11 protein-coding genes are annotated in these 12,149 nt (G+C 68.6%); 6 read left to right on the forward strand and 5 right to left on the reverse strand.

Annotation, left to right across the window (positions count from 1 at the left end; genetic code table 11):
* Both A5750_RS17520 and A5750_RS17525 read right to left on the reverse strand, forming a co-directional pair.
* Nucleotides 1-733, reverse strand: a 733-nt coding sequence (locus A5750_RS17520) for a LysR family transcriptional regulator (protein ID WP_067264499.1), incomplete at its 3' end; no start/stop codon positions are given.
* Between the two features lie 9 nt (nt 734-742).
* A complete protein-coding gene (locus A5750_RS17525; RefSeq protein ID WP_066949567.1) occupies nt 743-1,606 on the reverse strand; it encodes a helix-turn-helix domain-containing protein in 864 nt (287 codons plus the stop codon).
* A 179-nt stretch (nt 1,607-1,785) separates the two neighbouring features.
* Between A5750_RS17525 and A5750_RS17530 the strand changes: the two genes are divergently transcribed.
* The 6 genes from A5750_RS17530 (at nt 1,786) to A5750_RS25465 (ending at nt 8,138) form a co-directional block, all read left to right on the forward strand.
* Nucleotides 1,786-2,199, forward strand: coding sequence for a nuclear transport factor 2 family protein (locus A5750_RS17530; protein WP_066949570.1), 414 nt, complete (start codon nt 1,786-1,788; stop codon nt 2,197-2,199).
* A complete protein-coding gene (locus A5750_RS17535; protein ID WP_067264501.1) occupies nt 2,200-3,018 on the forward strand; it encodes an SDR family NAD(P)-dependent oxidoreductase in 819 nt (272 codons plus the stop codon).
* A gap of 261 nt (nt 3,019-3,279) precedes the next feature.
* A complete protein-coding gene (locus A5750_RS17540; protein WP_067264505.1) occupies nt 3,280-4,572 on the forward strand; it encodes a sodium:proton exchanger in 1,293 nt (430 codons plus the stop codon).
* A gap of 34 nt (nt 4,573-4,606) precedes the next feature.
* Nucleotides 4,607-5,446 carry an SDR family oxidoreductase gene (locus A5750_RS17545; protein ID WP_082959140.1) on the forward strand — a complete coding sequence of 280 codons (840 nt, stop codon included), beginning with the start codon at nt 4,607-4,609 and terminating at the stop codon, nt 5,444-5,446.
* 77 nt (nt 5,447-5,523) lie between these two features.
* On the forward strand, nt 5,524-6,921 hold the full coding sequence (locus tag A5750_RS17550; RefSeq protein ID WP_067264508.1) for a DUF2252 domain-containing protein: 1,398 nt from the start codon (nt 5,524-5,526) through the stop codon (nt 6,919-6,921).
* Nucleotides 6,922-6,977: 56 nt separating this feature from the next.
* Nucleotides 6,978-8,138 (forward strand): Zn-dependent alcohol dehydrogenase, encoded by a 1,161-nt coding sequence (locus tag A5750_RS25465; protein ID WP_156659301.1) that lies wholly within the window; start codon nt 6,978-6,980, stop codon nt 8,136-8,138.
* Here the strand turns inward: A5750_RS25465 and A5750_RS17555 are convergent.
* From A5750_RS17555 to A5750_RS17565, 3 genes are all read right to left on the reverse strand, one after another.
* The gene (locus A5750_RS17555; protein ID WP_067264511.1) at nt 8,019-9,647 is read right to left on the reverse strand and encodes an NAD(P)/FAD-dependent oxidoreductase; all 1,629 of its coding nucleotides are present in this window, start codon (nt 9,645-9,647) and stop codon (nt 8,019-8,021) included. The genes A5750_RS25465 and A5750_RS17555 overlap by 120 nt on opposite strands.
* Complete coding sequence (locus A5750_RS17560; RefSeq protein WP_066949584.1) at nt 9,644-11,443, reverse strand: NAD(P)/FAD-dependent oxidoreductase; 1,800 nt, start codon at nt 11,441-11,443, stop codon at nt 9,644-9,646. The genes A5750_RS17555 and A5750_RS17560 overlap by 4 nt, the downstream gene beginning before the upstream one ends.
* Before the next feature lie 91 nt (nt 11,444-11,534).
* Nucleotides 11,535-12,149: TetR/AcrR family transcriptional regulator (locus tag A5750_RS17565; RefSeq protein ID WP_197505455.1), on the reverse strand; the 615-nt coding region annotated here is incomplete at its 5' end.

Raw genomic sequence — 12,149 nt, forward strand, 5'->3', positions numbered from 1 at the left:
GCACCGCCGCGGTGTGGCGCTTGGGTGGGGCGAGCACGGGCACGCCGACCCTGCGCACGTGCGCGTAGAACGCGTCGCCGGTGATGCCGCCGTCGTCGATGTGGACGACGCGGGCGCCCGCGTGGCCGGCGAACTCCCTGGCGTACCGGTTCCACGACGACCACGCCGACTCGTCTGCGTCGATGAGTACGCTGACCCTTTGTGCGGCAACGGGTTCGGACGAACTGATGCCGGGAATGACCGCATGCAGCGGCTCGGTCCGCAGCAGATGCGCCGCAAGGCCGCGCTCCTCGACCTGGCCGGCGGTGACCCATGCCAGCGCAATGTCGAGGGTGCCCTCGGCCACGCGGTCGGCCTGCGTGTGCGAGGGCAACACCCATTCGTCGAGGCGCACGTCCGCCGCGGGCCCGACCATCGTGGTGACGTCCTCGGGCAGCCAGCTGACGTAACCCAGGCGCACCGGCGTGCTGCGCGCGGCCGCCTGCCGCAGCCGGCGCTTGGCATCGTCGGCCAGAGACAGGATTCGGCGCGCATCCGGAAGGAAGGTCCGCCCGGCCTCGGTCAGCCGAACACTCCGCCGGTCCCGCACGAACAGGTCGGCGCCCAGTTCCCGCTCCAGCGAGATGATCTGTTGCGACAGGGCCGGTCCGGAGATGTGCACGCGTTGCGCGGCGCGGCCGAAGTGCAACTCCTCTGCGACGGCCACGAAGTAGCGCAACTGCCGCAGTTCCATACGCCGAGCCTAGACGGCGCGGTCGACCGCGGCCGGTCGCGGCGGAGGCAGAGTGATCGCCGTCGTTTCGTCGGTCAGGCGTTTGCCGATGACCCTGATCTGCCGCGCCGAGAGCGGGCACAGCGGATGGACGGCCACCATCAGCGCAACGTGTCCTTCCTCGAAAACCGGTGCGGCGATGGTCACCACGGGTTGCTTGCGCCGCCCGGGGTTGTCGTCGGAGAGGAAGCCGATGGTGGTGAACTCGACGAGCAACTGATCCAAGATGCGCCGCACCGGCGTGGGCATCTCGTCGCTGTCGAGTGTGCCGACCACCTGCACCGCCTGGGCCAGTGCGGGCGTCGTCCAGTCGACGTCGAAGCCGCGCTCGCGCGTGTGCTCCAGCACCTGTTCGAGCCGCCGGGTGCGATCGGGATTGTTGCCCGCACCGCGGCGGATCCACGCGCGTTGTTGCTCCTCGTCGTCCCACGCGGCGAGCGCTACCCCGAAGGGCGGGGCATACGGAATCCGATCGCCCGGAATCCCGGACGGCTGGGTGGCGGGCTCGCCCTCAAAAGCGGTGACCACCAACGAATCTCCGAAACGCTCGACCACCGAGCAGGCGTGGCCGACGTCGCGGGACAACCGCAGTGCCGCGGCACGGGCCGCGTGCGCGAGCGGCCGGGCGGTGTCCGTCCGCGCGGCCACGACGGCCAACGCCGGGCCGAGGGTGAACGTCTTGGCGACCGGATCGCGGCTGGCCCATCCCCGGTCGCACAGCGTCTTCAGAATCGCGTGTGCGGTCGCCTGGGTGAGCCCGAGCTCGCGCACGATGTCGGAGAACCGCAGCCGCGCATTCCCGGACCGGGCCAGGAGCTCGACCACGTCGAGCACCCGGGCGGTCGGCGCAGACGTCGATCCGCGAATGGCTTGACTCCTCTGCCACACGATTTAGAGTGAGATGAATATTTTCGAGGTTTTTCTTCGACTATCCGAGAGAGTAGCGCATTGCGTGCGGTGGCGTTAAGGGGCGACCCGCGGCGGATCGCGGTTTACCCGAACGGAGACCTGCCATGACCGAACGTGGTGACCGCCAAGACATCTCGGAGCTGCTGGTGCGCTACGCCACCGGGATAGACCGGCGCGACTGGCCGCTGTTTCGGACCGTGTTCACCACGGATTGCGAGCTCGATTACGGCGAGATCGGGTCGTGGACCGGAGTCGACGCCGTCGCGGATTTCATGGAGCGGGTGCACGCGCTGGCCGGGCACACGCTGCACCGCTTGACCAACCAGGCCATCACGGTCGACGGCGACCGGGCCACGGCGCGGACCTATATCGACGGGCTGATCATGGCCGGCGACAACAACTCTGGTGTCAATGCGATCGGTTTCTACGACGACGAGATCGTGCGCACCGCGGACGGCTGGCGGATCGCCCGCCGGCGCTACACCCAGGTACGGCTGACGACGGTCGGGGGGTCCTAGATGACGTTCGCAACCAAGTACGGGCCGTGGGCGCTGGTGGCCGGCGCCTCGGACGGGGTGGGCGCGGCGTTCGCGCGCGGGCTCGCCGAGCGGGGCATCAATGTGGTGCTGATCGCCCGCCGGCAGGCCGTCCTCGACGAAGTCGCGGCCCAGATCGAGCGGGATACGGCGGCGTCAACGCGGACCCTCGCCATTGATCTCGTCGAACCGGGTGCGGCGGCGGCCGTCGCCGCGGCGACCAGCGACCTGGAGGTGGGCCTCCTGGTGTACTGCGCCGGCGCGGACCCGAACTTCGAGCCGTTCCTGGCCAATCCGGTCGAAGCCGCCGAGGCGATGGTGCAACGCAACTGCATGGTGCCGATGCAGCTGTGCCACCACTTCGCGGCCGGGATGGTCGAGCGGCGCCGCGGCGGGATCGTGCTCTTCGGGTCCGGCGCCGGCCTGGCAGGCGGGGCCAACATGGTCGCCTACGGCGCCTCGAAGGCGTTCGACATGGTCTTCGCCGAGGCACTCTGGACCGAGCTGCACGACAAGGGCGTCGACGTCCTCGGCCTCATCCTGGGCAAGACCGACACGCCCGCGTTGCGGCAACTCGAGCACAGCCGCGGCCAGATCGGTTCGCTCGACGAGGTGCCGCCGGGCGCGGCCGCCGTGGCCGACGTCATCGCGGAGGCGTTCGAGAACCTCGGAAACGGGCCGACCCTGATGGTCGGCGACATGATGCGCGCCGCCGAGCAAATGCTGGCGTCGCTAACCCGCAACCAAGCCGTCGAACTGTTCGCCCAAGCCGCGGCCGCGGCCATGGGCCCGGACAAGTAGCGGGAACGTCCCCGGCTCGCAAGGCGTCGTACTGCGTAGCGGCGATTTGTGCGCCAAAAGGGTTTGCCAAACTTCGGAATCAGGACACCCTAACTTTCCCGCTACGGCCCGTTGTCCAGCAAAGATATCCTCCGATACGGGGGCGCTAAGCCGAGCAGCGACGTTGCTGGCGACGTGCTTCGCGGGTAACTTGAGTAATCGTTCGGCACGGCTGCCCCATCCGGAGTAGCCGCCTCAGTCGCCACCCCTCCATATCGAAGGATGACGATGCTCGCCACAGACAGGCCCGCGACCGCGGTCGCGACGGCAGAACGCTCGCGGCGTCGCACCCTGGCGCGTTCGGCACTGATCACCACGGCATTCGTCGTCCCGGCGGTGGTGACGCGACTCGCCGGCCTGCGCCCCGACCCGATCGTCGCGCTGCTGATCTTCGGGGCCGCGGTGGTGTCGGCCAGCTTCCTGCTGGCCTGGGCAGCCGAAGCCGCGCAGATCGATGTCTCCGGTGGGCTGGCAACGGCGGTATTGGCGCTCATCGCGGTGCTGCCCGAGTACGCCGTCGACCTGTATTACGCGTATGTGTCCGGCCACAACCCGGACTACACGCGATACGCGGCCGCCAACATGACCGGGTCCAACCGGCTGCTGATGGGTCTCGGTTGGCCCGTCGTGGTGTTGGTCAGCATCCTGGTGGCGCGCAAGGCCGGCTCCGGCAAGGCCACCGGCCTGGCGCTGCAACCGACCAACCGCGTCGAACTCGGATTCTTGTTGATCGCCGGCATCATCGCGTTCGCGATACCGGCGAGCGGCCAAATTCACTTCGGGCTGGGGTTGGCGCTGCTGGCATGGTTCGGCTTCTACCTCTACAAGGTCAGCCACGGGGACGTGGAGGAGCCCGACCTGATCGGGACCGCGGCCGCCCTGGGCGAGCTACCCGATCGCGGTCGGCGCATCGTCGTTGTCAGCCTCTTCCTGGCGTCCGGCGCGGTGATTCTGCTGTGCGCCAAACCGTTCGCCGACAACTTGGTCGCCGCGGGCACCGAGCTGGGCATCGACAAGTTCCTGCTGGTCCAGTGGCTTGCCCCGCTTGCCTCCGAGGCCCCCGAGTTCATCGTGGCGACCATCTTCGCCGCCCGGGGCAAGGGCACGGCGGCCATCGCCACCCTGATCTCCTCCAAGGTCAACCAGTGGACGCTGCTGATCGGGTCGCTGCCGATCGCCCACCTGCTGGGCGGGGGCGGGTTCTCGCTCCAGCTCGATCCCCGTCAGGTGGAGGAAGTGCTGCTCACGGCCACCCAAACCATGATGGGAGTGGCGCTGTTGTTGGCGCTGCGCTTCCAGCGCGCCGCCGCATGCACCCTGCTGGGCCTGTTCGTCGTGCAATTCCCCATCGCCTCGACGCACGGCCGGCTGCTGCTCTGCGGCGTCTACACCGCGGTGGCCGTCGTCGCGCTGATCCGATACCGCCGTCACCTGGCGGCCACCGTCCGGGCGCCGTTCTACGGGAAGGCCATCCGGCACAGCGGTCACCCCCACCATCCCGTGCCGGACCCTTGATCGCCGACGAACGCTCGCCGTATACCGTCCACGTATGAATCGAGTGTCGGTGATCACGGGCGGGGCGGGCGGCATGGGCCAGGCCACCGCCAAGATCGTCGGCCGCGACCATGCGGTGGTCCTCTGCGACGTCCGGCAGGACCGGCTGAAGGCTGCGGCCACAACCCTGGACGAGCTCGGGATGACCGCAACGGCCGTCGACTGTGACGTCACCGACTCGGGTGCGGTCGCCGGCCTGCTCGAAACGGCGAAGGGCTTCGGGACGCTCGCGTCGGTCATCCACACCGCGGGAGTGAGCCCGAGCATGGGCCCTGCCGACTACGTCATGCGGACGAACGCCCTCGGCACGCTCAACGTCAACGAGGCGTTTTACGCGGCGGCCGGCGAGGGCGCCGTGATCGTCAACGTGGCGTCGATGGCGGCTCACCTGCTCCCGGCGGAAATGGTTCCGGTGGACCAATTCCCGCTGGCGCTGCAGGACGCCGACGCCTTCATGGGGGCCATGATGACGACCTGCAACATCGCGCCCGAGGAGGCGCGGTCCGGCCTCGCCTACGCCGTCAGCAAGAGCTTTGTGAAGTGGTACAGCCAGTCGCAGGCCGAGAGATTCAATGCGCGTGGATTGCGCATCGTCTCTGTCTCGCCGGGGTCGGTCGACACCGAGATGGGCCGGCTCGAGGAGCAGGCCGGCGCCGGCGCGCTTGTCACCAACGCCGCGGTCCCGCGGTGGGGCAAGCCCGAGGAGATGGCCGAGTTGCTCGCGTTCTGCGCCAGCGATAGGGCGGGCTACCTGACCGGTACCGACATCCTCAACGACGGAGGCTTGGTCGCCTCGATGATCGAGCGGGCCCGGGTGGCCGCCGCCACCGGTTGACACCGGATCCCCCGACACCAACTCGTTTCAGCGGCAAAGCCCGCCGCCGGCGCGGCCGCGCTACCTATGCTGAGCGGATGCCACAACCGGTGCTGCGTGAACGCCTGATCGATCTCGAGGTTCCGGACCAGGACGAGGCGCGCGGCCGCGCGCTGCGCAAGACCGTGCCACGGCGCACGCTCGCACAGCTGACCCCGTCCGAAAAGTCGGCCACCGAAATCCTGGTGGCTCAAAATGCCGATCGGGTACCAGAACTCGTCCCGCTGCGGTTCGCCCGGATGCTCGCCGACCCGTTCTCCTTTTACCGCGGCTCGGCCGCGGTGATGGCCGCCGACCTGGGCGCCAGCCCCTCGAGCGGGATCGAAGTGATGTGTTGCGGCGACGCTCACGTGTCCAACTTCGGCATGTACGCGGCGCCGCATCGCTCAATAGTGTTCGACCTGAACGACTTCGACGAGGCAGCCGTCGCCCCGGCCGAATGGGACGTTAAGCGCCTGATCACCAGCGCGATCGTCGGCGGGCGCCATGCGGGCTATCCCGCAAAGGCCATCCGCCGCTGCGTCGGGCAGGCGCTGGCCGGCTACCAGTCCAGCCTGCAGTCCATGCTCGCGATGGACGTCCTTGACCGCTACTACCTTCGTGTGGAGCCGGAACGCCACGCCGGGACGGTATCCAAGGGCCTGCTCGGCGTGATTCAAAAGACGACATCCCGGGCTCGCAGCCGGACATCGGCGCGGCTCTTCAGGCAGCTCACCGAGGTCGGCGCCGACGGGACGCCGCGCCTGCGCGAGGCGCCACCGGTCCTGCAGCACCTCGACGAGGACGCCGAAGCCGTTCTGGTGGAGTCGATTCAGGAGTACCTGACCACCGTTCCCGCCGACATCGCGCTGCTGCTGTCACACTTTCGCGTCACGGACGTGGCGCTGCGGGTGGTTGGCGTCGGCAGCGTCGGCACCCGGTGCTTCCTGGTCATCCTGGTGGGCCCCAACGGCACACCGCTCATCCTGCAGATCAAGGAGGCGACCCGGTCAGTGCTCGACGAATACGGCGGCTGGCCTCAACCGCGCATGTTGGCGGCCGCCATCGAGGCCAAGGGCCAGGGCATGCGCGTCGTCGACGGGCAGCGCATTCTGCAGGCGATGTCGGACGTGTTTCTCGGGCCGACCCGCAAGGACGGCCGCGACTACTACGTCCGGCAATTCCACGACATGAAGGGCACGATCGAGACCGAGGGCATGGCGGCCCCCACGTTCAGCGACTACGTCGCCGCCTGCGCGGTGCTGTTGGCCCGGGCCCATTCCCAGAGTGCGAACGCCTCGTTGCTGCGCGGATATGTTGGCTCTGGCGAGATCGTGCAATCCGCGGTGGCCGAATGGTGCTACGCCTACGCCGACAAGTCGCTCGACGATTTCCACCAGTTGAAGGCCGCGGCCGCGGCCGGCGACATCGAGGTCGCGGCGGACCCCGCCCGGTAGCGACTTGCCCGGCGCGGCCCCACTCGAACACTCCGGCAGAAAGGCGGCACGAGTCGATGCGAAGCCGCGCGGCCATCCTCTACGACTACGGCCGTCCCTGGACCGTCGAGGAATTCGAGCTGGACCCGCCGAAGGCGGGCGAGGTGCTGGTGCGGCTGGCTGCCTGCGGGCTCTGCCACTCCGACGAACACATCCGGCAGGGGAAGCTGGCCGCGCCGCCGGAGACGTTGCGTGCCTTGGGATTACCCGCCATGTCGCCGACGATCGGCGGGCACGAGGGCTCTGGTGTGGTTGTCGACGTGGGGCCGGGCGTCGCCGGGTTCGCGCCGGGCGACCACGTGGTGACATCCTTCGTCGCGGTCTGCGGGCAGTGCCGCTGGTGCGCCTCGGGGATGGAGTATCTGTGCGACACGGGGTCGGGGACCCTGGCGCCGGGCATGCCGACGGACGGCACCTTTCGCCATCACACCGTCGACGGGCGAGACCTCGGCCACGTGTCCAAGATCGGCGCATTCGCCGAACACACTGTCGTGGCGGCGAATTCGCTGGTCAAGATCGACCCGGACTTTCCGCTGGTGCCCGCCGCGCTGCTGGCGTGCGCGGTGCCCACCGGGTACGGGTCGGCCGCCCGGCGTGCCGGGGTGCGGGGTGGCGACACGGTGGTGGTGATCGGCGCCGGCGGGATCGGCACCGCGGCCGTTCAGGGCGCCCGCATCAGCGGCGCCGCGCGGATCGTCGCGGTCGACGTGAGCGACTTCAAGCGCACCTCCGCAGTGACTTTCGGCGCGACCCACGTCGCCGCGACGGCGACCGACGCGCTCGAGCTGGTGCGCGACCTGACCCGCGGCGTGATGGCGGATGCGGTCGTGGTCTCCCCCACCACGATCGGCGAGGCCGATGTCGGGACGGCACTGGCGCTCACCCGCAAGGGCGGCACGTGCGTGCTGACCGGGCTCCCGGCGCCCGCTACGGCCTCGATCGCCGTCGCCCTGCAGGATTTCATCCTGATGAACAAGACGTTGTGCGGCACGGTGTTCGGCTCGTGCAATCCCAAGAGCGACATCGCGCTGCTCGCCACGCTGTACGAGTCGGGTCGGCTACTCCTCGACGAGATGATCACCGAACGCTACCGGCTCGACGACATCAACGACGCCTACGCCGACCTGACCGCCGGCCGCCTGATCCGCGGCGTCATCGACTTCGGCCTGGGCCAGTAGCCAGTCCCGCGACCGGAGCCGCCAGGTCCGGCGGGCGTACTCCAGCTCGGTGTAGGGCCACTGGGTGACGATGCGACCGGTGGGCGAGCGAAAGTAGCTGTCACACCGGGTCCAGATGGTGTGCTCCAGGTCCGCGGAAAGCTGGTCGTTGTAGCGCTTTTCGGCTTCCGGACGGACATCGACATAGCCGCCCTTGCGCGCCACCCGGCTGACCGCACTGGCAACCAGACGCGCGGCGGCCTCCAGGATGTAGACAATCGAGTTGCCGCCCTGGTTGGTGTTGGGGCCGTAGAGCATGAAGAAATTCGGGAAACCGCTGACCGCGACGCCCAGGTAGGCGCACGGGTCGTCGCCCCAGCGCTCGTGCAGGCTTTGACCGCCCCGTCCGATCACCTCGATGCCGGCGAGGTAGCGGCTGGTCTGGAATCCGGTGGCGCACACGATGGCGTCGGCGGCCACCGATTCGCCGCTGACGGTCTCGACCGACGTCTCGGTGACTCGCGCGATCGGTTCGGTCACCAGATCGACGTGGTCCTTCTGTAGCGCCAGATAGTAGTCGTCGCCGAGTAGCACTCGCTTGCAGCGGAATGGATAGTCGGGCGTCAGCGCGCGGCGTAACCGCTCGTCGGCAACGGTGCGCTCCAAGAACGATGACGCGACCCGTGATCGATTTGCCACCTGTGGGTCTTCGACGGCGTTTCCGGCGAAGTCGTGGAACTGCTTCCAGATTCGCCACCGTTCCCTGCGAGCCGCCCACGGCTGTCGGCGAAACCTCGCCAGCTCCCGAGCACTGAACGCACGGTCGTCCTTGGGCACCATCCATGGGGGCGTTCGCTGAAACACGGTCACACCGGTGGCGATCCGAGCGAGTTCGGGCACCACCTGCACTGCGCTGGCGCCGGTGCCGATCACCGCGACTTTCCGGCCGGACAGGTCCACCCCCGGATCCCACGCCGATGTGTGCATCAAGTGGCCGCGGTAGCCGGTGAGGCCCTCGATGTCTGGCAGTCTGGGAGCACCGAACAGGCCGACAGCGCTGACCACCACATCGGCACGCAACGTGGTAACGGTATCGCCATTCGCTTGCTGCAGCTGCAAATCCCACTGCCGGCCGCCCTCGTCCCATCTCGCCTGCCGTACGTAAGTCCGTAAGATCAGGTGGCGCCGCAGATCGAAGTCGTCGGCGACGGATTCGAGGTAGGCAAGGATCTCGGGTTGCCGTGCGTAGGTCCGGCTCCAGGATCTGTTGGGGGCGAACGAGAACGAATACAGGTGGCTTTGCACGTCACACGCGGCGCCCGGATAGGTGTTGCGGCGCCAGGTGCCGCCGACACCGTCGTCGCCCTCGATGATGACCAAATCGTCGATGCCGGCCCGGCGTAGCGCGACGGCGGCTCCGAGGCCACCGAAGCCCGCGCCGATGATGGCCACCTTCGGTGGGCGCCGGCGCCGGGTTGCCGCCCGCAACCGGCCGACACCGTAGCGCCAGCGGGCCTGCCGACTGGTCATGGTCCGGCCTCGCCGCCGCGAATCAGGTAGCCATCCAGTCCACCGCCGGCCCGCCACGCGCGCAGCATGTCGGCGTACTCCGTGGGTGCGCCGAAGAAGAAGCTGCCCTGCCGAGTCTTGTTGTCCGCCTTCCCCTCCCGGTTGTAGTAGCCGGGCGTGCAGGTCTGGGCGCGCTCGGCGCTCGCGGCCGAGCGGGTGACAACGGTGTCGACCCAGTCGGACTCGGCGGCGGGCGCCGCCTCGACTTCGGTGACGCCGCGCTCGAGCGCCCAGGCGATGATCCACGCCGCGTGGGTCGCCTGCACGTCCAGCAGATAGGGAAAGTTCACCGTCAGGCCCGCCTGCGCGATGCTTTCGATGAAGCAATTCGGGAAGTTCGTCGTACACAGGCCCTGAAAGGTGCGCACCCCGTCGCGCCAGTGCTCGGTCAGCGGCACTCCGTCTCGGCCGATCAGCTCGAAACCGGTGCGCCGGCAGTAGTCGGTGCCCACCTCGAAACCCGTTGCGAAGATCAGGCAGTCGAGCTCGTAGGGCACACCGTCGACGACCACACCCGACTCGGTGATGCGCTGCACGCCGCGGCCGCGGGTGTCGACCAGCGTGACGTTCGCGCGGTTGAACGTCTGCAAATACTCGTCGTGGAAGCAGGGCCGCTTGCAGAAATACCCGTACCACGGTTTGAGCGCTTCCGCGGTGGCCGGATCGGTGACGATGCCCTCGACCCGCGCCCGGATCTCCTCCATCTTCGCGAAGTCCGCGATCTCGATGTCGCGGCCGCGCTGCGCCGGGTCCACGGCGCCGTCCCCGTCATGACGCATCACCGGCAGCTTGCGCGTGATGCTCGTCCAGGCGTCGGCGACCAGGTCCTCGTCGGCCTGGCCACCCGCCGTCAGGATCTGGAAGTTCTCGATGCGTTCGCGCTGCCAACCCGGCCGTAATGTGCTGGCCCACTGCGCATCCGTGGCGCGGTTGGCCCGCACGTCCACCGATGACGGCGTGCGCTGGAAGACGTAGAGCCGCTGCGCCGCCCGGGCGAGGTGCGGGACGCACTGGATCGCCGTCGCGCCGGTACCGATGATGCCCACGCGCTTGTCGGCAAGCCGTTCGAGGTGCTCGCCGGTGTAGGCGTAGTCCCACCGGCTGGTATGAAACGCGTGGCCGCGAAACGCGCCGAGGCCCTCGATGCCGGGCAGCTTGGGCTTGGCCTGATAGCCGTTGGCCATGGACACGAACCGGGCCCGCATCTCATCGCCCCGGTCGGTACGGATGATCCACCGCGATTCGTCTGCTGCCCAACGTATCTCACGCACATCGGTCTGCAGGCACGCGTCGCGGTACAGGTCGTAGTGCCGGGCGATGCGCTGGCAATGGGCGAAGATCTCCGGCCCCTTGGCGTATTTCTCGGTGGGAACGTAGCCGAGCTCCTCCAGCAGCGGCATGTACACGTACGACTCGACGTCGCACGCGATGCCGGGATACCGGTTCCAGTACCACGTGCCGCCCACGTCGGCGGCCCGGTCGATCAGCCGCACACTCTGCACGCCGAGCTGGCGCAGCCGGACCCCCGTCAACAGCCCACCGAAGCCGGCGCCGATGACCGCGACGTCCACCTCGTCGGTCAACGGGTCGCGATCGAACTGCCCATCGGCCCAGGGGTCTTCGGCGAAGTGGGCGAACGCGCCCGCCATCTCCACGTACTGCGCGATGCCGTCCAGGCGCAATCGCCGCGCACGCTCTTCGGCGTACTTGCGTCGCAGCGCGTCGACGTCGAACGTCACGGCAGCGGTTTCGGTCACGGCCAGGCTTCCTCTCGTGGCCCCGACTATATAATCAATCGCTTGATCGTATCAAGGCCGGCGTCGGCCGCCCCGTGTCTTCTGCCTGCGGCTATCCCGGCTCACCCGGAGCGAACAGCGTTCCCCGGATCATTTTCTTGGCGGAGTCCAGCGCGGCGTGGTAGCCCCGTGGTGGCGACGTGGCCGCCAGCTCGGTCAACCCGTAGATGAGCGCGTAGACGGCTTCGACGATGCTGTCCCGATCCGGCCGGTGCGCGAGCTCGCCCTGCCGAAAGGCGTCATCGACGACGCCCTCGATGATCTCTCGGAATGCCTGAAACCGCGCGCCACCCGCGACCCGCGCATCGACGTCGGCCACCCCCTCGGCGCGGATCACCCACTCGAAGGCGGCGAGATCCGGGTACTCGCGCATGAGCCGGCCCGATTCGTCGAGCACCGCCTCGATGCGATCGATGGCGGTCCCGGCACCCGCGGCGGCCGCCCGCAGCCGAGGCAATGCGACATCGGTGCGCGCCGCGATCGCGGCCTTGATCAACTCGGCCTTGTTCGGAAAGTAGTTGTACAGGCTGGCACTGGTGACGTCCGCGGTGCGGGCGATCTCACGGATGGTGGCGCGGGAGTACCCCACCGTGGCCACACACCGCATCGTGGCGACGATGATCCGCGCACGCGTCTGCTCCCCGTCGGCGCCCACCGGGCGGCCCAA

Origin of the sequence: Mycobacterium sp. 852002-51613_SCH5001154 (assembly GCF_001667425.1) — a bacterium.
Lineage (GTDB): Bacteria > Actinomycetota > Actinomycetes > Mycobacteriales > Mycobacteriaceae > Mycobacterium.